Annotated in this window: 20 protein-coding genes; 10 read left to right on the forward strand and 10 right to left on the reverse strand. The window is 70.9% G+C overall.

What is annotated here, in order from left to right; translation table 11 throughout:
• Window positions 1-2 precede the first annotated feature (2 nt).
• Window positions 3-161, reverse strand: coding sequence for a hypothetical protein (locus tag M5362_RS33165; RefSeq protein WP_260228365.1), 159 nt, complete (start codon window positions 159-161; stop codon window positions 3-5).
• Between M5362_RS33165 and drmC the strand changes: the two genes are divergently transcribed.
• Window positions 162-812, forward strand: coding sequence for a DISARM system phospholipase D-like protein DrmC (drmC, locus tag M5362_RS16845; RefSeq protein ID WP_260228366.1), 651 nt, complete (start codon window positions 162-164; stop codon window positions 810-812).
• A gap of 73 nt (window positions 813-885) precedes the next feature.
• Here drmC and aspS read toward each other — a convergent pair whose 3' ends face one another.
• Window positions 886-2,703 (reverse strand): aspartate--tRNA ligase, encoded by a 1,818-nt coding sequence (gene aspS, locus M5362_RS16850; protein ID WP_260228367.1) that lies wholly within the window; start codon window positions 2,701-2,703, stop codon window positions 886-888.
• A gap of 138 nt (window positions 2,704-2,841) precedes the next feature.
• Here aspS and M5362_RS16855 point away from each other — a divergent pair, with 138 nt between their 5' ends.
• Complete coding sequence (locus tag M5362_RS16855) at window positions 2,842-5,109, forward strand: SpoIIE family protein phosphatase (protein WP_260228368.1); 2,268 nt, start codon at window positions 2,842-2,844, stop codon at window positions 5,107-5,109.
• A gap of 199 nt (window positions 5,110-5,308) precedes the next feature.
• A complete protein-coding gene (locus M5362_RS16860) occupies window positions 5,309-6,127 on the forward strand; it encodes an MBL fold metallo-hydrolase (RefSeq protein ID WP_260228369.1) in 819 nt (272 codons plus the stop codon).
• A gap of 61 nt (window positions 6,128-6,188) precedes the next feature.
• Here M5362_RS16860 and M5362_RS16865 read toward each other — a convergent pair whose 3' ends face one another.
• From M5362_RS16865 to M5362_RS16875, 3 genes are all read right to left on the reverse strand, one after another.
• Window positions 6,189-7,286, reverse strand: a complete 1,098-nt coding sequence (locus M5362_RS16865) for an AI-2E family transporter (RefSeq protein ID WP_260228370.1) — start codon at window positions 7,284-7,286, stop codon at window positions 6,189-6,191.
• A gap of 298 nt (window positions 7,287-7,584) precedes the next feature.
• Window positions 7,585-8,547: a pirin family protein gene (locus M5362_RS16870; RefSeq protein WP_260228371.1), complete on the reverse strand. Its 963-nt coding sequence runs from the start codon at window positions 8,545-8,547 to the stop codon at window positions 7,585-7,587.
• 114 nt (window positions 8,548-8,661) lie between these two features.
• A complete protein-coding gene (locus tag M5362_RS16875) occupies window positions 8,662-9,156 on the reverse strand; it encodes an SseB family protein (RefSeq protein ID WP_260228372.1) in 495 nt (164 codons plus the stop codon).
• A 205-nt stretch (window positions 9,157-9,361) separates the two neighbouring features.
• Here M5362_RS16875 and M5362_RS16880 point away from each other — a divergent pair, with 205 nt between their 5' ends.
• From M5362_RS16880 to M5362_RS16895, 4 genes are all read left to right on the forward strand, one after another.
• On the forward strand, window positions 9,362-11,191 hold the full coding sequence (locus M5362_RS16880; RefSeq protein WP_260228373.1) for an acyl-CoA dehydrogenase: 1,830 nt from the start codon (window positions 9,362-9,364) through the stop codon (window positions 11,189-11,191).
• A 108-nt stretch (window positions 11,192-11,299) separates the two neighbouring features.
• A complete protein-coding gene (locus M5362_RS16885; RefSeq protein WP_260228374.1) occupies window positions 11,300-12,589 on the forward strand; it encodes a M18 family aminopeptidase in 1,290 nt (429 codons plus the stop codon).
• Between the two features lie 53 nt (window positions 12,590-12,642).
• The gene (locus M5362_RS16890; RefSeq protein ID WP_260228375.1) at window positions 12,643-12,870 is read left to right on the forward strand and encodes a DUF6458 family protein; all 228 of its coding nucleotides are present in this window, start codon (window positions 12,643-12,645) and stop codon (window positions 12,868-12,870) included.
• Window positions 12,871-12,951: 81 nt separating this feature from the next.
• A complete protein-coding gene (locus tag M5362_RS16895; RefSeq protein WP_260228376.1) occupies window positions 12,952-13,296 on the forward strand; it encodes a hypothetical protein in 345 nt (114 codons plus the stop codon).
• A gap of 11 nt (window positions 13,297-13,307) precedes the next feature.
• On the opposite strand, the gene M5362_RS16900 is transcribed toward M5362_RS16895, so the two are convergent.
• On the reverse strand, window positions 13,308-15,113 hold the full coding sequence (locus tag M5362_RS16900) for an NHL domain-containing thioredoxin family protein (RefSeq protein WP_260228377.1): 1,806 nt from the start codon (window positions 15,111-15,113) through the stop codon (window positions 13,308-13,310).
• Between the two features lie 279 nt (window positions 15,114-15,392).
• Here M5362_RS16900 and M5362_RS16905 point away from each other — a divergent pair, with 279 nt between their 5' ends.
• Window positions 15,393-15,884: an LURP-one-related/scramblase family protein gene (locus M5362_RS16905; protein ID WP_260228378.1), complete on the forward strand. Its 492-nt coding sequence runs from the start codon at window positions 15,393-15,395 to the stop codon at window positions 15,882-15,884.
• A gap of 85 nt (window positions 15,885-15,969) precedes the next feature.
• On the opposite strand, the gene M5362_RS16910 is transcribed toward M5362_RS16905, so the two are convergent.
• Window positions 15,970-16,743, reverse strand: coding sequence for a carbon-nitrogen family hydrolase (locus M5362_RS16910; protein WP_260228379.1), 774 nt, complete (start codon window positions 16,741-16,743; stop codon window positions 15,970-15,972).
• 179 nt (window positions 16,744-16,922) lie between these two features.
• On the opposite strand from M5362_RS16910, the gene M5362_RS16915 reads away from it, so the two are divergent.
• Window positions 16,923-17,747 (forward strand): maleylpyruvate isomerase family mycothiol-dependent enzyme, encoded by an 825-nt coding sequence (locus tag M5362_RS16915; protein WP_260228380.1) that lies wholly within the window; start codon window positions 16,923-16,925, stop codon window positions 17,745-17,747.
• 24 nt (window positions 17,748-17,771) lie between these two features.
• Here M5362_RS16915 and M5362_RS16920 read toward each other — a convergent pair whose 3' ends face one another.
• The 3 genes from M5362_RS16920 to M5362_RS16930 form a co-directional block, all read right to left on the reverse strand.
• Window positions 17,772-19,085: a nitrate/nitrite transporter gene (locus tag M5362_RS16920; RefSeq protein ID WP_260228381.1), complete on the reverse strand. Its 1,314-nt coding sequence runs from the start codon at window positions 19,083-19,085 to the stop codon at window positions 17,772-17,774.
• Window positions 19,082-19,723, reverse strand: coding sequence for a GntR family transcriptional regulator (locus M5362_RS16925; protein ID WP_260228382.1), 642 nt, complete (start codon window positions 19,721-19,723; stop codon window positions 19,082-19,084). Before M5362_RS16925 ends, M5362_RS16920 begins: the two co-directional genes overlap by 4 nt.
• 102 nt (window positions 19,724-19,825) lie before the next feature.
• The gene (locus M5362_RS16930; protein WP_260228383.1) at window positions 19,826-20,218 is read right to left on the reverse strand and encodes a helix-turn-helix domain-containing protein; all 393 of its coding nucleotides are present in this window, start codon (window positions 20,216-20,218) and stop codon (window positions 19,826-19,828) included.
• Window positions 20,219-20,317: 99 nt separating this feature from the next.
• Between M5362_RS16930 and M5362_RS16935 the strand changes: the two genes are divergently transcribed.
• Window positions 20,318-21,163 (forward strand): NAD(P)H-binding protein, encoded by an 846-nt coding sequence (locus tag M5362_RS16935; protein WP_260228384.1) that lies wholly within the window; start codon window positions 20,318-20,320, stop codon window positions 21,161-21,163.
• Window positions 21,164-21,220 lie beyond the last annotated feature (57 nt).

Raw genomic sequence — 21,220 nt, forward strand, 5'->3', positions numbered from 1 at the left:
AATCAACCGCCGAGCAGGGCGCCGAAGGAGCGGGTGGGCAGACTGTTCACACGCGGGTTGGAGTGCCCGTATCCCGGTCCGGCGCATCCCCACGGCTTCCCGCTCTCCTGGCGGCGATCTGCGACCGTCTGCCCGGAGAGCGGGTCGTAGAGCTGGAGCACGTGCTCACGGCAGCCACAAGGCCCGACGACCTCTCGCTGAACCGCTGGATCCAGACACAAACAGCTGTGGGTCTGGCCCGGCAACTCACCGAGGTCACACGTGCCTGGCACGCCGAGATGCCCGGCCTGAGCGGCGCAGGCCTCGCACTGGCACTCGCAGCCTGCCGCTCCGTGTCACGATCCATGCCGCCTCAGATCGTCGTCACCGGCCCGACAAGCGCATCGTTGCCCATACGGCTGACCAGTGGGGTTGCCACCGACGTCATTCGGTCAGCGACTTCCACACTCCTAATCGCTAGTTTCGCCGCGCACGGGGCGCATGCAGTAGTGGAGGAGATCGGCCGAGCCGTAGACCGCGGAGTAGAGGTGGATCTTCTTCTCGAAGAGTCGACGCACGCCGTAGCAGCCTTCTCTGCCCTGCCGGCGGACGTACGAATCTGGCATCGGACGGGTTCCGACGGCGTGATGCACGCCAAACTCCTCGTCGCCGACCGGCACACTGCCATGCTCGGGAGTGCGAACCTCACCAACCGCGCGCTGTCCGACAACATAGAGCTCGGCGTGGTGCTGCGGGACCCGGCAGAGGTCGAACCACTGGTGAGACACTTCCGCTGGCTCCTCTCTGCGGAATGCGAACTCGTGCGCATGTGATGCCTTGGGCTAGACGACGAAGGGCCCGGAATCCGAGGGGATTCCGGGCCCTTTCGCTACTCAAGGCGAGTTACTACCGCGCCGCGTCCGGGTGGACCGCTTCCGTCACCGGGCGGTCCGTCGCGGCCTTCGTCTCGACCGGCTTGCGGAGCTGGATGTTCAGCTCCTTCAGGCGGGCCTCGTCCAGTTCCGTCGGGGCGCCCATCAGGAGGTCCTGGGCGTTGCCGTTCAGCGGGAAGGCGATCGTCTCGCGGATGTTCGGCTCGTCGGCCAGGAGCATCACGATGCGGTCGACGCCCGGGGCGATGCCGCCGTGCGGCGGGGCGCCGTACTCGAAGGCGCGGAGCATGCCCGCGAACTCGTGCTCCACCGTCTCGCGCGAGTAGCCCGCGATCTCGAAGGCCTTGAACATGATCTCGGGCTCGTGGTTCCGGATCGCGCCCGAGGAGAGCTCGATGCCGTTGCAGACGATGTCGTACTGCCAGCCGAGGACGTCCAGCGGGTCCTGGGTCTCCAGGGCCTCCAGGCCGCCCTGCGGCATCGAGAAGGGGTTGTGCGAGAAGTCGATCTTGCCGGTCTCCTCGTCCTTCTCGTACATCGGGAAGTCGACGATCCACGCGAAGCGGAAGACGTTCTCCTCGAACTGGCCCGCGCGCTTGGCGGCCTCGACCCGGACCGGGCCCATGATCTTGGAGACCTCGTCGAACTCGCCCGCGCCGAAGAAGATCGCGTGGCCGGGCTCCAGACCGAGGCGCTCGGTCAGGACCTTGACGTTCTCCTCGGTGAGGAACTTGGCGATCGGGCCGGTCAGGGCGTTGCCCTCGCCGACGCGGACCCAAGCCAGGCCCTTCGCGCCGAGGGAGACGGCGAAGTCGCCGAGCTGGTCGAAGAACTTGCGCGGCTGGTCGCCCGTGTTCGGGACGGCCAGGGCGCGGACGTGCTTGCCGGCGAAGGCCTTGAACTCCGACGCCTCGAAGACGTCGGAGATGTCGACCAGTTCGAGAGAGGTCCGCAGGTCGGGCTTGTCGTTGCCGTACTTCAGCATCGACTCGCGGAACGGGATCCGCGGGAACGGGGAGGTGACGTGGCGGCCGCCGCCGAACTCCTCGAAGAGCTCCGTCATGAGCTTCTCGATCGGCTGGAAGACGTCCTCCTGCTCGACGAAGCTCATCTCGACGTCGAGCTGGTAGAACTCGCCCGGCGAACGGTCCGCGCGGGCGTCCTCGTCGCGGAAACAGGGCGCGATCTGGAAGTAGCGGTCGAAGCCGGAGATCATCAGCAGCTGCTTGAACTGCTGCGGCGCCTGCGGCAGCGCGTAGAACTTGCCCGGGTTCAGACGGGACGGGACGACGAAGTCGCGGGCGCCCTCGGGGGAGGTCGCGGCGAGGATCGGGGTCGCCATCTCGTTGAAGCCGAGGGCCACCATCTTGGAGCGGATGGAGGCGATGACGGCGGACCGCAGCATGATGTTGCGGTGCATGCGCTCGCGGCGCAGGTCGAGGAAGCGGTACTCCAGGCGCCGCTCCTCGTTCACGCCGTCGTCGGCGTTGATGGTGAACGGGATCTGCTTGGCCGCGCCCAGGACCTCGACCGTGGCGGCCTCGATCTCGATCTCGCCGGTGGCGAGCTCCGGGTTGACGTTCTCCGCGCCACGCGAGACGACCTTGCCGTCCACGCGGACGACGGTCTCCTTCGTCAGCTTGTCCAGCACCTCGGCGGCGGCGGTGCCGGGCCGGGCGACGAGCTGCGTGATGCCGTAGTGGTCGCGCAGATCGATGAAGAGGATGCCGCCCAGGTCGCGCCGATTGTGCAGCCAGCCGCTCAGCCGGACGTCGGTGCCGACGTCAGAGGCGCGGAGCTCGCCGCAGGTGTGGGACCTGTACCGATGCATCGTCGTTCATCCAGTCTTCGGGATCCAAGGGGGTGTGCCGCCGTGACGGCAGACCCACCAAGCGTACCGGGAGACCCAAGATCGCTTTTCGAATACGCTCAGTGGCGACCTTCTGTCCGATATTCCTAAAGTAGGGCAATGCGCACCGAGGACGTCCTGGCCGCGATCGCGACCGGCCTGTGGCGCTGGGACAACACTTCCGGGACCGTGACCCTCGACGCCGAGGCGGCCCGGCTGCTCGGGCTGCCCGCCGAGCCGGCCGAGCTCACGGAAGCGGCCGTACGCTCCCGCTTTCATCCCGTCGACTGGAACGAGATCGACGGGGTCGTGAACCTCGCCGTCGCCGAAGGGACCCTCGCCGAGGCCCGGCTGCGGATCATGGACGGCGGCGGACGGGTGATCCGTACCGTACGGAGCAGGTCCAAGCCGCTGATCGACGGCGACCACTACGAGCTTGTCGGCACCCTTCAGGAAGTCGCCGAACCGCAGCCCGGCACCGCCGCCCGTACGCCCGTCACCGGCGACTGGCGCCGCTCCCGCGAGGCGTTCCTGCTCGACGCGGGGCGGGCGCTCGCCGAGGCCCGGTCGACCGCCGAGGTGCTCCGGGTCGCCGCCTCGCTCTCCATGCCGGGCTTCTCACCGGACGGGCTCGCGGTCTTCGGGGTCGCCGGCGAGCGGCTGACGATCATCGGCCACCACGGGCACCACGCGGGCGACGAGGGCCCCTTCACCTCGATGTCGGTGGACACCGACTATCCGGCGGCCGAGGTCGTACGGACCGGGCGGGCGATCTATCTGCCGTCACCGGAGGAGTACCTGCGCCGCTTCCCGGTGACCTGGCCGCTGGCCCAGCGCTTCGGCCGGCAGTCCTGGGCCTACCTCCCGCTGATCGTCGCGGGGCGCACCATGGGCGCCTGGATGGCGGCCTTCAAGCATCCCGTGGCCTTCACCCCCGACGAGCGCTCCGTCCTCACCACCGTCGCCCGGATGCTCGCCCAGGCCCTCGCCCGGGCGGGTGTCGCCGAGTCCGAGCGCGAGCTGTCGCTCGGCCTGCAGCGCACGATGATGCCCGTCCTCGGGCCCGGGACCCCGGGCCTGCGCGTCGCCGCGCGCTACGTCCCGACCGGCGGCGGGCTCCAGGTCGGCGGCGACTGGTACGACATGATCCAGCTGCCGGGCGGACGCATCGCCCTCGTCATCGGCGACGTCCAGGGACACGACGTGCGCGCGGCCGGGCTGATGGGCCAGCTGCGGATCGCCCTGCGCGCGTACGCCTCCGAGGGCCACCGGCCCGACGCCGTCCTCTCCCGCGCCTCACGCTTCCTGTACGGGATCACGGACGGGGACACGACCGACAACGACGACGACGCCGGCACCGCCCGGCCCGGCGAGGGCCTGCGGAACGGGACCCTCAGGGACGGGGCGCGCGGAGACGGGGCCCTGCGCAACGGAACCCTTCCCAACGGGACCCGTCGCAACGGAACCCTCCGGAACGGCGGCGACGACCCGGACGGACGAGGCGCCGACAACGGTCTCGGCGGATCCGACGACGGAGGCCTTCGCTTCGCCACCTGCCTCTACCTGGAGATCGACCCGGTCACCGGTGTCGTGGACATCGCCCGCGCCGGACACCCCGACCCGGCGGTGCGGATGACCGACGGGACGGTTCTGCTGCGCCCCACGGCCGGCGGGCTCCCTCTCGGCATCGTCCCGGACACCGACTATCCGACGACCCGGTTCACCCTGGAGCCCGGCGAGACCCTGATGATGTGCACCGACGGGCTCCTGGAGACCGGCGGCCACGACCTCGACAGCGGCTGGGAGCGGATCCGGGAGCTGCTCGAAGGGCACGCCGAGGACTCCCTCGAGGACCTGGCCGACAGCCTCGTCGAGGCCGTCCACGGGCCCGGCTCGCACCACACCACCGGGCCGCTCGCCGACCGGCGCGAGGACGACATCGCCGTCCTGCTCGTCTCCCGCCAGGGCACAGCCGTCCGCCCGGCCCCGCGCCGCACGATGATGACCGTCGCCCAGGCGGAGCCGGAGCGGCTCGCGGCCGCCCGCCAGCACATCCGGCAGCTGCTGCACGACTGGACGGACGAGGACCAGGTCGACTCGGCGGTCCTGATGGTCTCCGAGATGGTCACCAACGTCCTCATCCACACGGACGGCGACGCGCTCCTCGTCGCCGAGGTGACCTGCACGGAAGAGGCCCGCCGGCTGCGCGTCGAGGTCTCCGACGGCAGCGACGAGCTGCCGCACAGGCGGCATCCGGGGGAGATGGCGTCCTCGGGCCGTGGCCTGGTGCTGATGGAGATGCTGGCGCACGCGTGGGGCGTGGACCCGCGGGGCGAGGGCAAGTCGATCTGGTTCGAACTGAACGAGCCGCCGACGAAGGACGACTGAGCGGGGGTGCTCGAGCGCGGGCGGGGGCGCGCGCCGGTGCATATGGGTACGTGCGCCGGTGCCGACGGGGGTACCGGCGTGGATGCGGGGCCCGTACCCCCACGGAGCTCGCGCCGTACCACCGCGCGAGGCGTACCGCACCGGAGGAGACTGGTCTCGTACGGCAGCCCTCTCGCCGGGGGGACCACGGAGCACCGCCATGGACACCCACAAGGTCGGAAGCGACACCACCGTCCTGGCCGACAGCCTCGAAGTGCCGGGGATCGGCCACATTCCCGTCAACGCGTACGTCCTCACCGCCCGCGAACCCGTCGTCGTCGACACCGGGCTCTCGCTCGCCGACCGGGACTTCGTCAACGCGCTCGGATCGGTCGTCGACCCCGCCGACGTCCGCTGGATCTGGCTCACTCACCCCGACCGCGACCACACGGGCGGCATCTTCGACCTCCTCGTCGCCGCGCCCCGGGCGAAGGTCGTCACCACCTTCATCGGCGCCGGGATCATGACCACCGAGCGCCCGCTGCCGATGGACCGCGTCCACTTCCTCAATCCCGGGCAGTCCATGGACGTCGGTGACCGCGTGCTCGACGCCTTCCGGCCGCCGCTCTTCGACAACCCGGCGACCGTCGGCTTCTACGACGAGAAGACCCGGATCTGCTTCAGCTCCGACTGCTTCGGCGGGCCGATGCCCTCCGCGGAGATCGCCGAGAGCGGGCACGCGAACGACCTCAAGCCGGAGGAGCTGCGGCGGTCGCAGCTGCTGTGGGCGACCGTGGACAGCCCGTGGGTGCACGTCGTGGACCCGGAGAAGTACCGCGCGACCATGACGACGCTCCAGGGCATGAACCCGGAGATCGTGCTGTCCACGCATCTGCCGCCCGCGGTGCGGATGACCCGGCGGATGATCGAGACGATCACGATGGCCCCGGACGCGGACCCGTTCGTCGGCCCGGACCAGGCGGGCCTGGAACAGATGCTGGCGTCCTTCGAACCGGGCGGCCTGCCCGCAGCGACCTGACGGCGCCGGACGCACGTCGCCGGACGCACGGCCCCGGGACGCATGGCGCCGGACGCACGGCTCAGCTGTCCCGCCCCTCCGCCTCCCCCTCCGCTCGCGGCTCGGCTCCCGGCAGCCCCCCGTACCGTCCGCGCAGCTCGCCGATCACGCCGAAGGCCGCCGCCGTCAGCGGTACGGCGAGCAGCATGCCCAGGACCCCCGCGACGGACGCGCCCGCCGTGATGGCGAGCATGACGAGGGCCGGGTGCATCTGTACGGTCCGGCTCTGGATCATGGGCTGGAGGACGTTCCCCTCGATGACCTGGACGGCCAGGACCACGCCGAGGACCCAGAGGGCGATGATGAAGCCGCGGTCGGCGAGGGCGACGAGGACGGCGACGGCGCCGGAGAGGAAGGCGCCGAGGTACGGAATGTAGGCGGTGACGAAGACCAGCGCGCCGAGTCCGACGGCGCCGGGCACCCGCAGGATCAGCAGCCCGGCGGTGATGAGGACGGCGTCGACGAGGGCCACGATGGTCGTCCCGCGCATGAAGCCCTCGACGGCCTCGAAGGCACGGCGGCCCATGGCCTCCATCGTGTCGCCGGTCGCGCGCGGCGCGAGGGAGCGCAGGGTGCCGGCCGCCTTGTCGGAGTCCCGGAGGAAGAAGAAGATCAGCAGCAGCGCGAGGACGGCCATGGCGGCCACCTGGCCGACGACGCTCAGCCCCGAGAGCACCCCGGAGGCGGCGGTCCCGCCGAACTTCTCCAGCAGCGCTTTCGCGTTCTCGGCCAGGTCGTCGATCGAGGTCCCGGCCGCGCCCAGATGGTCGGCGATGTCGACGGCGGCCTGCCGCAGCGAGGCGATGATCTGGTCGCCGGTCTCGATGAGCGCGAGGACCACGATGTAGGTGGCGCCGCCGACGAAGCAGACGACCGCGAGGACGGTGAGCCCGGCGGCCAGCGACTTCTGCACCTTCATCCTCACCAGCCGCCGGTGGAGCGGCCCGAGGAGGGCGGTGCCGAGGATCGCGAGCAGGACGGGCGTGACGGCCGTCTGGAACACGACGCACAGCCAGATCCCGACCGCGGCGACCCCCGCGACGAGCAGCAGGACGACGCACCAGGCGGCGACCCGCCGGGCGGGATCGGGGAGGAGGGGGCGGGGACTCGGCGTCTGCACCCGTCCACCGGACCACGGCGTGCGGCGTGTCGTCCTGCGCTACGAGACCGGACGAGTGACGCCCCGTCAGAGCCTGTACGGCACGGGCGCCCGCACCCGCGCCCGCACCGGTCACGAACGCGGATCACCGGCACCGGCACCCAGCAGCACAGGCACCGGCACCGGCACCCGGCATCGAGCACCGAGCACCGAGCACCGACACGCGTACGGGGCCGAGCGCGTCCGCCCGGCCCCGTACCCGTATCGACAGCCGGATCCAGACCCGTAACCGCGGATCCGGCCGTACCGCCGTCGCCCGTTACTCGCCCATCCCGTGGACCGCCGGGATCGTGCCGAGCCGGCCCGCCTGGAAGTCCTCGAAGGCCTGGCGGAGTTCGGCCTGGGTGTTCATGACGAACGGGCCGTAGTGCGCCATCGGCTCACGGATCGGCTGTCCGCCGAGGACGACGACCTCCAGGTCGGGCGTGTTCCCGTCCTGCGTCTCGTCCGCCCGGACGGTGAGCGTGCCGCCCTTGCCGAAGACCGCGGTCTGGCCCATCCGGACCGGCCTGCGCTCCGCACCGGCCGAGCCGCGCCCCGCGAGCACGTAGACGAGCCCGTTGAAGTCCTCGCGCCACGGCAGGGTCACCTCGGCGCCCGGCCGGATCGTCGCGTGGATCATCGTGATCGGGGTGTGCGTGACGCCCGGCCCGGCGTGGCCGTCGAGTTCGCCCGCGATCACGCGGAGCAGCGCGCCGCCGTCGGGGGAGGCGAGCAGCTGCACCTGGCCGCCGCGGATGTCCTGGTAGCGGGGGGCCATCATCTTGTCGGAGGCGGGCAGGTTCACCCACAGCTGGAGCCCGTGGAAGAGTCCGCCGCTCATCACGAGCGACTCCGGCGGGGCCTCGATGTGGAGCAGCCCGCTACCGGCTGTCATCCACTGGGTGTCTCCGTTGGTGATGGTGCCGCCACCGCCGTTGGAGTCCTGGTGGTCGAAGACGCCGTCGATGATGTACGTGACGGTCTCGAAGCCGCGGTGGGGGTGCCACGGGGTGCCCTTGGGCTCACCGGGGGCGTACTCCACCTCTCCCATCTGGTCCATCATGATGAACGGGTCGAGGTACTGGTAGTTGATCCCGGCGAACGCGCGGCGCACCGGGAAGCCCTCGCCCTCGAATCCGGACGGGGCCGTGGTCACGGCGAGCACGGGGCGGGAGACGGCGTCGGCCGGGGCGGCGACGCGCGGCAGGGCGAGCGGGTTCTCGACAGTCACAGCGGGCATGGCGGGACCTCCTTGTGCGACCAGTTTAGTTGAACAATGAACTTCCTGCCACCCGGAACGCGGAACGCCCGGGAGGAATTCCTCCCGGGCGTTCTCCCACGTCTCCAGCGTCCGTCAGCCGTACATCCGGCGCATCGCGAAGTCGACCATCTGCTCCACGGCCTTCGCGTCGAAGACCATCCGGTGGTCGCCCTCCATGTCGAGGACGAAGCCGTAGCCGGTCGGGAGCAGGTCGATCACCTCGGCGCCGGTGATCACGAAGTACTTCGACTCCTTGCCCGCGTACCGCCTCAGCTCCTTGAGCGAGGTGAACATGGGGATGACCGGCTGCTGGGTGTTGTGCAGGGCCAGGAAGCCGGGGTTGTCACCGCGGGGGCAGTAGACCTTCGAGGTCGCGAAGATCTGCTGGAAGTCCTCGGCCGCCAGGGATCCGGTCGTGAAGGCCCGTACGGCGTCGGCGAGCGACGGGGGCGAGGGCTCGGGGTACAGCGGGGGCTGCTGCCCGTACGGGGCGCCCTGCATGCCCCCCGGCATCCCGCCCGCCATCGGCTGCTGCGGCGGCGGGGCGTACTGCTGCTGGGCACCCGGATTCTGCTCGTAGCCGTACATGCCCCCGAGCCTAGTCGCTGCGGGCCGCCGCCCGCCGCCCCGTCCGGCCTACGGCGACCGGCCCCCGCGCAGCGATTGACGTCACAGTTGACCGGATGGGGGTTGCTTCTTATTACCGGCGGGTAGCATTATCGGAGAGAGCATTAGCTACTCGCTGGTACGTGTACGAGGAACCTGCCTCCCCGATCCTTACGGAGCCGTCGCCATGGGGCACTACAAGTCGAATCTCCGCGACATCGAGTTCAACCTCTTCGAGGTCCTCGGGCGCGACAAGGTGTACGGCACCGGTCCGTTCGAGGAGATGGACGTCGAGACCGCCAAGAGCGTCCTGGAGGAGCTGACCCGCCTCTCCGAGAACGAGCTCGCGGAGTCCTTCGCCGACGCCGACCGCAACCCGCCGGTCTTCGACCCCGAGACCAACACCGCCCCCGTACCGGCGAGCTTCAAGAAGTCCTACAAGGCCTTCATGGACTCCGAGTACTGGCGTCTGGGCCTGCCCGAGGAGATCGGCGGCACCACCTCCCCGCGCTCCCTGATCTGGGCCTACGCGGAGCTGGTCCTCGGCGCGAACCCGGCCGTCTGGATGTACTCCTCCGGCCCGGCCTTCGCCGGCATCCTCTTCAACGAGGGCAACGAGGCGCAGAAGAAGGTCGCGCAGATCGCCGTCGAGCGCCAGTGGGGCTCCACGATGGTCCTGACCGAGCCGGACGCCGGTTCGGACGTCGGCGCCGGCCGCACCAAGGCGGTCCAGCAGGAGGACGGCTCCTGGCACATCGAGGGCGTGAAGCGCTTCATCACCTCCGGTGAGCACGACATGGAGGAGAACATCCTCCACTACGTCCTCGCCCGCCCCGAGGGCGCCGGCCCCGGCACCAAGGGCCTCTCCCTCTTCCTCGTGCCGAAGTTCCACTTCGACTGGGAGACCGGCGAGCTGGGCGAGCGCAACGGCGTGTACGCCACGAACGTCGAGCACAAGATGGGCCTCAAGGCCTCCAACACCTGCGAGATGACCTTCGGCGACCAGCACCCCGCCAAGGGCTGGCTGATCGGCGACAAGCACGACGGCATCCGCCAGATGTTCCTCATCATCGAGTTCGCCCGCATGATGGTCGGCACGAAGGCGATCTCCACCCTCTCCACGGGCTACCTCAACGCCCTGGAGTACGCCAAGGAGCGCGTCCAGGGCACCGACCTGGCGAACTTCATGGACAAGGCCGCGCCCAAGGTCACCATCACGCACCACCCCGACGTCCGCCGGTCGCTGATGACGCAGAAGGCATACGCCGAGGGCATGCGCTCCCTCGTCCTCTACACGGCCGCCGTGCAGGACGCGATCCAGCTCAAGGAGGCCGCGGGCGAGGACGCGAAGGCCGAGATCGGCCTGAACGACCTGCTGCTGCCGATCGTGAAGGGCTACGGCTCCGAGAAGGGCTACGAGCAGCTCGCGCAGTCGCTCCAGACCTTCGGCGGCTCCGGCTTCCTGCAGGAGTACCCGATCGAGCAGTACATCCGGGACGCCAAGATCGACACCCTCTACGAGGGCACGACGGCCATCCAGGGCCAGGACTTCTTCTTCCGCAAGATCGTCCGCGACCAGGGCGCGTCCCTGAACGCGCTGGCCGAGGAGATCAAGAAGTTCCTCGCGCTCGGCACCGGCGGCGAGGAGCTGGCCGGCGCCCGCGACGCGCTCGCCAAGGCGGCTGTGGACCTGGAGGGCATCGTCGGCGCGATGCTCACCGACCTCACCGCGACCGGCGAGGACGTCAGGAACATCTACAAGGTCGGCCTGAACACCACCCGCCTGCTGATGGCCTCCGGCGATGTCGTCGTCGGCTACCTGCTGCTGAAGGGTGCGGCCGTCGCCGCCGAGAAGCTGGCCGCCGGCGCCTCCGCCAAGGACCAGGCGTTCTACGCCGGCAAGATCGCGGCCGCGAAGTTCTTCGCCGCCAACGTCCTGCCGGGCGTCGGCGCCGAGCGCGCGCTCGCCGAGGCGGTCGACGGCTCGCTGATGGACCTGGACGAGGCCGCGTTCTAGTAACGCACCACGTCCAACGAGGAACGGCTCGCTCCCGGGGAGGGGAGCGGGCCGTTCCGTCTTTTGGGGGCCCGGCGCCGGATTCCGGGCCGTGCGTATGGTGAACCCATGACGAGCACCGCCCGCTTCGACCGCGGCCACACCGACGACCTCATGACCTTCCTGGCGGCTTCCCCCTCGCCGTACCACGCGGTGGCCAACTCCGCCGAGCGCCTGGAGAAGGCCGGCTTCCGGAAGGTCGAGGAGACCGCCGCCTGGGACGGGACGACCGGCGGCAAGTACGTGATCCGCGGCGGCGCGCTCATCGCCTGGTTCGTACCGGAGGGTGCCACGGCCCACACCCCGTACCGGATCGTCGGCGCCCACACCGACTCCCCCAACCTGCGCGTCAAGCCGCAGCCCGACATGGGCGCGCGGGGCTGGCGCCAGGTCGCCGTCGAGATCTACGGCGGGACGCTGCTCAACACCTGGCTCGACCGCGACCTCGGCCTCGCGGGCCGCCTCACCCTCCGGGACGGCAGCCACCACCTGGTGAACGTGGACCGGGCCGTGCTGCGCGTCCCGCAGCTCGCCATCCACCTCGACCGCCAGGCCAACGACGGCCTCAAGCTCGAACGCCAGCGCCACATGCAGCCGATCTGGGGCCTCGGCGAGGTCCACGAGGGCGACCTGATCCGCTTCATGGCCGAGGAGGCGGGCGTCGACGCCGAGGACGTCAGCGGCTGGGACCTGATGGTCCACGCCATCGAGGCCCCCGCCTACCTCGGCCGCGACCGCGAACTCGTCGCCGGACCGCGCATGGACAACCTGATCTCCGTCCACGCGGGCGTCGCCGCCCTGGCCGCCGTCGCGGGCCGCGCCGACCTCCCGTACATCCCGGTCCTCGCCGCCTTCGACCACGAGGAGAACGGCTCCGAGGCCGACACCGGCGCCCAGGGCCCGCTCCTCGGCAATGTCCTGGAGCGCTCCGTCTACGCCCGCGGCGGCGCCTACGAGGACCGCGCCCGCGCCTTCGCCGGCTCGATCTGCCTCTCCTCCGACGTCGGCCACGCGGTCCACCCCAACTACGCCGAGCGCCACGACCCGACGCACCACCCGCGCCCCAACGGCGGCCCGATCCTCAAGGTGAACGTCAACCAGCGGTACGCCACCGACGGCGGCGGCCGGGCCGTCTTCTCGGCGGCCTGCGAGAAGGCGGGCGTGCCGTTCCAGTTCTTCGTCTCCAACAACGACATGCCGTGCGGCACGACGATCGGCCCGATCACGGCGGCCCGCCACGGCATCAGCACGGTCGACATCGGCGTGGCCTGCCTGTCGATGCACAGCGCCCGCGAACTCTGCGGCGCGGACGACCCGTACCTGCTGGCGAACGCGCTCGTGGCCTTCCTGGAGGGATAGCCGCCCCCGACCGGGGTACCCGATCCCGACTACCCCACTAGGAGGCGGGATTCATGGGCCTGGGAGGCTGCATCATCCTCATCGCCGTGGGCGCGATTCTCGCGTTCGCCACGGACTGGGAGCTCGACGGAGTCAACCTCGACCTGGTGGGACTGATCATGATGGCGGTCGGTCTCATCGGCGTGGCGACCTTCACCAGCATCGCCCGGCGCCGTCGGGTCGTCGTCCCTCCGACCGCCCCCACGGTCGTGGACGAGAACGGGCGCGACCGCGGCTACTGACGTACGGAGCGGACGCGGCGGCGGGCAGGAAGCCGTTCCGCGAAACATCCGGGAAAGGGCGGTCCTGGCACCGTCTGCCTCATGGACCGTCATGAGGGCCCTCCCCGGGGGAAGTTCATCGCCTGCGTCGCCACGGTCGTGCTGATCGGCACGGCCGTGGCGGGCTACACCGTCGCCACCTACGACGAACGCCCGCCCTGGGGCACCGACATCGCCTACGAGGGCGGCTATCTGCAGGCCGTCCGCATCCGGAAGGCCGATGTCACCGGGGAACGCACCCGCGCCCTGCTGGCCGGCGAGTGCGCGGCCATGCAGCGGGCGGGGATGGGCGGCGACCGGGCCGTGCACGACCCGGCGGCCTGGGTCTCCGGATGCCTGGACGGGGCGGGGGACCGCCCGTCCAGGAACCAGGGAATCGTGCGCTAGGCGTACGGGCGTTACGCGTCCATGCCCGCGAGGATGAGCGGGAGGCGGGCGACGCCGTCGGCCGTCACCTTCACCGGAACGCCCCAGTCCTGCTGGTGCACATGGCAGGCCGGGTACTCGTTGGCCGGGTCGTCGTCGCAGGACGCGGCCATCGCCGAGACGTGCAGGACGCCCTCGGTGATCTCCGGGTCGAGGTCGAGCTCCCGGAAGAGGTCCGTCCCCGTGCCCTCGCCGCCGAGCAGCAGCCCGGGCGGGGTCGAGGAGACGAGGAGCCGGGTGGAGGGGCCGTAGCGCTCGTCCAGCTTCTGTCCCGTCGGCGCCTGGAAGACCACGTCGAGCCGGAGCCGGCCGGGCGCGATCTCGGTGGCCTCGCGCCGGGTGCGGTGGGCGACCGCCTCGACCTGGACCGCCTCCTCGGGAAGACGCAGCCGGGTCAGCCGGTGCCGGGCGGACTCGACGACGACGATCTCGTCCCCGACGAGGACGGCGTCGCTCGGCTCGCGGAGATCGGTGGCCAGCGTCGTCACCTCGCCGGACGCCGGGTCGAAGCGGCGCAGGGCGTGGTTGTACGTGTCGGAGATCGCGACCGACCCGTCGGGCAGGGCGGTGACGCCGAGCGGGTGCTGGAGCAGCGCCTGGCCGGCGGCGCCGTCGCGGTGGCCGAAGTCGAAGAGCCCGGTGCCGACGGCGGTGTGGACGACGCCCTCGGTGTCGATCCAGCGCAGCGCGCTCGTCTCGGAGTCGGCGATCCAGAGCCGGTCCCCGGTGGCGGCGAGCCCGGAGGGCTGCGCGAACCAGGCCTCGGCGGCCGGCCCGTCGACGAGACCCTCGTTGGTCGTACCGGCCGCGACCTCGACGGTCCCCGTCTGCGGGTCGTACGTCCACAGCTGGTGGACACCGGCCATCGCGATCCAGACCCTGCCCTGCCACCAGGCCACGTCCCACGGCGAGGAGAGGTCCACGTCGAGGGCCGGGCCGGAGGTCGGCGACCCCTGCCACCACTGCTTCCCGGTGCCGGCGATCCGCTCGGTCGCGCCGGTGGCGGGGTCGAAGACGCGCAGCGCGTGGTTCACGGTGTCGGCGACGACGACCTTGCCGTCGGGCAGGAGGGTGAGCCCCTGCGGCTCGCGGAACTCGCCGTCCCCGATCCGCCGCACCACGGTCTCCCCGTCGGGCGCGAGCTCGACGAGCTGGTGGCGTGTGGTGTCGGAGACCAGGAAGTTCCCGCTCGCGAGGAGGACGGCCTTCCCGGGGAAGCGCAGGTCGGTCGCGACGGGCTCCGGCGGCACGTACGGTCCGTCCCCGCGCCGCAGCGTCCCCTTGGCCTCGTGCTCGGCCTCCAGCTCCTCGACGAGCGTGCGGATCGCGTTCGCGTGCCCCTCACCCGCGTGCTGGGCGACGATGTACCCCTCGGGGTCGATGACGACGAGCGTGGGCCAGGCCCGTACGGCGTACTGCTTCCAGGTCGCGAGCTCGGGATCGTCGAGGACCGGGTGGTGCACCTCGTACCGCTCGACGGCGTCGACGACGGCCTGGTGCTCGGCCTCGTGGACGAACTTCGGCGAGTGCACCCCGACGATCACGAGCGTGTCGCGGTGCTTCTCCTCCAGGTCACGGAGCTCGTCGAGGACGTGCAGGCAGTTGATGCAGCAGAAGGTCCAGAAGTCGAGGATCAAGATGCGACCTCGGAAGTCGGCGAGCTTCAGGTCCTTCCCGCCGGTGTTGATCCATCCGCCCTTGCCGACCAGCTCGGGAGCACGGACACGGGCACGGCGGGGCGCAGGCGCGGGGGTGGGCGCCGGGGCAGCATCGTTCATGCTTCAAGCTTGCCATCCACCTGTGAACGGCGGATCACACGCCTACGGCGGGGGGAGCAACGGCGACCCCGGGCGGAAAAACGGCGCGGGGACGCGATGGCGGCGTCGCGTGACCTTCGCCCGTCGGCCTCGCGGCCGTCGCCGTCGTCACGCCGGCTGCGCCGGCGGCCGCCCTCGCGCCCTCCCCGACTCCACCACCTTCAGGACCTTCTTCTGATCATGAACGGTGTGAGCCCGCGAGCGGCGTGAATCGCCGCCTCGCGGGGAACGCATCCCGCCATGAAATATCGCGTACGGGACAAAATCTTCGCCATCGGTGACGACTACTGGATCGAGGACGAGCACGGCCGCCACGCCTTCCTCGTCGACGGCAAGGCCCTGCGGCTGCGCGACACGCTGGAGCTGAAGGATCCCCTCGGGCAGGTCCTGATCACCCTGCGGCAGAAAATGTTCAGCCTGCGGGACGCGATGACGATCGAGCGGGACGACCGGCCGCTCGCCACCGTCCGCAGGAAGCGGCTCTCGCTGCTCCGCAACCATTACCGGGTCACCCTCGTCGAAGGCACCGAACTGGACGTCAGCGGCCGGATCCTGGACCGGGAGTTCACGGTCGAGTACGACGGTGAACTCCTCGCCCACATCTCGCGGCAGTGGTTCCGCGTCCGGGACACGTACGCCGTGAACGTGGTCCGCGAGGACACCGACGCCGCGCTGCTCATCGCGGTCGCGGTCTGCGTGATCCGGATGGCGGAACGGGAGCGTGAGGACTAGGCCGCCCTGCCGTCGAAACGGGAGCCGGAGGACCAGGGGGCGTCGTCGATACGGCCCCCGGCCGCGAGCGGCGTCCGGTGGGGGCCTACAGCACCCGGTCCTTCAGCGCCGGGAACTGCTCCCTCGTCGCCGTCACCTTCGCCGGGTCCAGCTCCACGCGGAGGATCTCCTCGCCCGTGCCCGCCTCCGCCAAAACCTCGCCCCACGGGTCGACCACGATCGAGTGCCCGGCCTGCTCCACGCCCGCGTGGGTCCCGGCCGTGCCGCAGGCCAGCACGTACGCCTGGTTCTCCACCGCCCGCGCCTGCGCCAGCAGCGTCCAGTGGGCGCGGCGGCGGGCAGGCCAGCCGGCCGGGACGACGAAGGCCTGGGCGCCCGCGTCCACCAGCCCCCGGAACAGCTCCGGGAAGCGCAGGTCGTAACAGGTGCCGACGCCCACGGTGAGCTCCGGCAGCGCGAACGTCACCAGTTCGTCCCCCGCCGCCATCATCACGGCTTCGCCCTTGTCGAAGCCGAAGCGGTGGATCTTGCGGTAGCTCGCCGCGAGCTCTCCGGCCGGGGAGAGGACGAGCGAGGTGTTGTAGAGGGCTCCGCCGTCCGCCTCGACGATCGATCCGGCGTGCAGCCAGACCCCCGCGTCCCGGGCCGCCGCCGCCATCGCCTCGTACGTGGGGCCCCGCAGCGGTTCCGACTCCGCCGCGAACGACTCGTACGCGAACGCCCCCATCGGCCACAGCTCCGGCAGGACGACGAGATCCGCCGCGCCGCGCTCCTGCCGTACCAGCTCGGCCACCCGCGCACGGCGCGAAACGACCGGTTCGTCCTGGTCTACTGCGATCTGGATGAGGGAGGCGCGCACACTACCACCGTCCTGGCATTCGAGCCGTCAACACGGGCCTACGATCGTCACACGAAAGCACTGCCGGGGTGCCTTCGGGCAGCGTAACTTAGCGTCCGAGCCTCCCACGCAGTCTTGTCTCCAGCCCGCCTGTCCGCTCGATCGTCAGCCCGTGCACCGCAGAACCGCCGAGGGGTCCCGTGACCGTCCATCCCAGCCTTCAGACCTACGCCGACGCCTGGACCCACTCCATCGAAGCCATATCCGAGCTGGTGCAGCCGCTCGTCGAGGGCGAGTGGAACCGCGCGACACCGTGCCCGGGCTGGTCGGTGCGCGACCTCGTGTCGCATGTGATCGGCATGGAGTGCGAGATGCTGGGCGATCCGCGCCCCATCCACTCGCTGCCCCGCGATCTCTACCACGTACGCAGTGAGTTCGCCCGCTACATGGAGATGCAGGTCGATGTGCGGCGGCACCACACCGGCCCCGAGATGACCTCGGAGCTGGAGTACATCCTGATCCGCCGCGCGCGTCAGCTGCGCAACGAGAACCGTCAGCCGGACCATCTGATCCGCGCTCCGCTCGGCGCCGAGCAGACCCTCGAAGTGGCCTACCGGATGCGGGCCTTCGACGTCTGGGTGCACGAGCAGGACCTGCGGATCGCGCTCGGGAAGCCGGGCAACCTGGACTCCCCCGGCGCCCTGGTCACCCGGGACAACCTGCTCGCCGCGCTGCCGAAGGTGGTCGCGAAGGACGCGGGCGCGCCGCCGAACTCGGCGGTCGTGGTGGATGTGCACGGCCCGGTGGAGTTCCTGCGGACGGTACGGGTGGACGCGGACGGCCGCGGCTCGGTCGACGGGGCCCCGTCGCTGGGGCCCGCGGTGACGCTGGCGCTGGACTGGGAGACGTACGTACGGCTGGCCTGCGGGCGGGTCCGGCCGGCGGCCGTCGCGGACCGGATCAAGATCGAGGGCGACACGGAGCTGGCGCGGGCGATCCTGGACAACTTCGCCGTCACCCCCTGACGGAGCCCCCGCAGGAGTCCGGTCTCAGGCCGGTACGTGGACCGTCTCGACGCGGCTGGCGACGAGGCGCTCCTTCTCCCGGCGGGTCGTACGGGACTTCAGGCGCAGGATCTGCACGATGCCCAGCGCCTCCAGGACGAAGACGGACGAGAAGGCGATCCGGTAGTTGTCGCCGGTCGCGTCGAGGAGCACGCCGACCGCGAGCAGGGTCGTCATCGAGGCGGTGAAACCACCCATGTTGACGATTCCCGAGGCTGTTCCCTGACGCTCGGGCGGGTTGGCGGGGCGGGCGAAGTCGAAGCCGATCATCGAGGCGGGGCCGCAGGCGCCGAGGACCGCGCAGAGCGTGATGAGCAGCCACAGCGGGGCCCGGTCGCCGGGGTACGCGAGGGTGGCGGCCCACAGCAGCGCCGTCGCCGCGACCGTGGCGAGGGCGAGCGGGGCCCTGGCCGCGTGGTGACGGGCGATGATCTGCCCGTACGCGAGCCCGACCGCCATGTTGGAGAGCACCACGAGCGTCAGCAGCTCGCCCGCGACACCGCGGGAGAGGCCCTGGTCCTCGACGAGGAACGGCAGCCCCCACAGCAGCAGGAACACCATCGCCGGGAACTGGGTGGTGAAGTGCACCCACATCCCGAGGCGGGTGCCCGGCTCCCGCCAGGACTCGGTGATCTGCCGGCGGACGAACACGGCCCCGGCACGCGGGGCGGACGGCGGCTCGTGGCCCTCGGGGTGGTCCTTGAGGAAGAGCAGCAGCAGCACGAGCACGACGACGCCGGCGATCGAGCTGCCGACGAAGGTGGTCGTCCAGCCCATGCCGTGCAGGGCGGGGGCGATGACGATGGTCGAGACGAGGTTGCCGGCCATGCCGAAGAGCGCGGCGACCTGGGCGATGAGGGGGCCGCGGCGGGCGGGGAACCAGCGGGTGCCGAGCCGCAGGACGCTGATGAAGGTCATCGCGTCGCCGCAGCCCAGGAGCGCGCGGGCGGCGAGCGCCATGCCGTAGGAGGGGGCGAGGGCGAAGGCGAGCTGGCCGACGGTGAAGAGCACGACGCCGATGGTCAGCACCTTCTTGGTGCCGAGCCGGTCGACCATGAGGCCGACGGGTATCTGCATGCCGGCGTAGACCAGCAGCTGGAGGATGGAGAAGGTGGAGAGGGCGGAGGCGTTGACGTCGAAGCGGTCGGCAGCGTCGAGTCCGGCGACGCCCAGGGACGTACGGAAGATGACGGCGACGAAGTAGACGGCGACGCCGACACCCCAGACGAGGGCGGCGCGCCGGCCTCCGGGCGGGTCGCCGGGGAGGGTGACGGCTGATCCGTATCCGTCGCGGCTCACCTGGCCTCACCCCGGACCAGGATCTTGACCCAGCTCAGGTGCTGCCGGACGCACCGGGCCGCGCCCTCGGCGTCCCCGGCCCTGATCCGCTCCAGGATCTCGGCGTGCTCGGTGATGTTCTTGGCGATCCGGTCGGGCTGGGACTGCATGACGGCGACGCCCATGCGCAGCTGACGGTCGCGCAGCTGGTCGTAGAGGCGGGCGAGGATCTGGTTCCCCGCGTGCTTGACGATCTCGGCGTGGAAGCAGCGGTCGGTGACGGCGACCTCCGCGAGGTCCCCGGCCTCGGCGCGGCGCTTCTGCTCCTCCAGGAGCTCTTCGAGCCGCTCGACGAGCGCGGCGGACGCGGGGACGACCCGGCGGACGGCGAACTCCTCGACGAGCAGCCGGGTCTCGACGACATCGGCGATCTCCTGGGCGGAGACGGCGAGAACGAGGGCGCCCTTCTTCGGGTAGAGCTTGAGCAGCCCTTCCATCTCCAGCTTCAGCAGCGCTTCGCGCACGGGGGTCCTGGACACCCCGACGGCCTGGGCGAGTTCGCCTTCGGTGAGCAGCGTGCCGCCCTCGTAGCGGCGGTCGAGGACGGCCTGCTTGACGTGCATGTAGACACGGTCGGCTGCTGGGGGTGCGGATGCCATGCGCACAGCTTAGATACAACAGGGGTGCATCAGGCATCTCTGTCCGCGATACGGACGTGCCGGCGACATGGGCGGCTACGACGCGGCCGCGCTGCCCGGCCGCTACCGCGCCGGATCCGCGTCGTAGACCTCGCGCGCCTCGTCGACCTTCTCCAGGTTCTCGGCGGCCCACTCGGCGAGATGCGCGAAGAGCGGGGCGAGACTGCGGCCGAGTTCGCTGATCTCGTACTCGACCCGGGGCGGGACCTCCGGGTGGTACGTACGGACGACCAGGCCGTCGCGCTCCAGCTGGCGCAGCCGCTGGGTCAGCACCTTCGGCGTGATCCTGCCGATCGCACGCTCCAGCTCCACGAACCGCAGCCGGCCACGGGCGTTGAGGGTCCACAGGATCGGTGTCGTCCACCGGCTGAAGACGATGTCCACCACGGGCGCGACCGGGCAGGCGAGCTCCGGGTCGGTGTCGGCCGAAGCCGTCCATGTCGTATCGGCCGCCATGCGCGCCCCCTCGGATAGCCACTTTCCTCTAGGTACCTACTATACCGAGGCTGTTAGCGTCGTCGACGTCAACCGAACGACAGGACAGGGGAGTTCACGATGATCGTTGTGACGGGGGCGACGGGCAACGTCGGCCGATCGCTCGTACGGGTGCTCGCGGCGGCCGGCGAGCAGGTGACCGCCACGTCCCGGGGCATCACGGACGCGGACGTACCGAAGGGTGTCCACGCCGTACGGTCCGATCTGATCGACGCGGAGAGCCTGCGGCCCGTCTTCGACGGCGCCGAGGCGTTGTTCCTGCAGAACGGCGGCCCGAGCGCGCACCTGCTGAACCCGCACGCCGTCCTCGACGCCGCGAAGGCCGGCGGCGTCCGGCGGGTCGTCCTGCTGTCCTCCCAGGGCGTCGCGACCCGGCCCGGATCGGCCTCCCACGGGGACACGGGACGCTCCATCGAGGACGCGGTACGGGAGTCGGGCCTGGAGTGGACGATCCTGCGCCCCGGCGGGTTCGACTCGAACGCCTTCGCCTGGGTCGAGTCGGTCCGTACGCGCAGGGAGATCGCCGCGCCGTTCGCCGACACCGGGCTGCCGACCGTCGACCCGGACGACATCGCCGAGGTCGGCGCCGTGGCGCTGCGGGAGGAGGGCCACGACGGGCAGATCTACGAGCTGACCGGACCCGCTCTCAGCACGCCCCGCGAGCGGGCCGAGGCGATCGCCGACGCGCTGGGCGAACCCGTGCGGTTCGTGGAGCAGAGCCGGGAGGAGGCCCGCGCGCAGATGCTGGCGTTCCTGCCCGAGCCCGTCGTCGAGACGACGCTGGCGATCCTCGGGGAGCCCACCCCCGCCGAGCAGCGCGTCAGCCCGCACATCGAGCAGGTCCTGGGCCGCGCGCCCCGCGCCTTCGCCGACTGGGCGCGGCGGTACATCCCCGCGTTCCGGTAGGCCGCGGCTTGATCGGAGAGGAAGCGGAAACGCCCGACCGGGGAGCCCGGTCGGGCG

It is taken from the genome of Streptomyces sp. Je 1-79, assembly GCF_025195125.1.
Classification (GTDB): Bacteria; Actinomycetota; Actinomycetes; order Streptomycetales; family Streptomycetaceae; genus Streptomyces.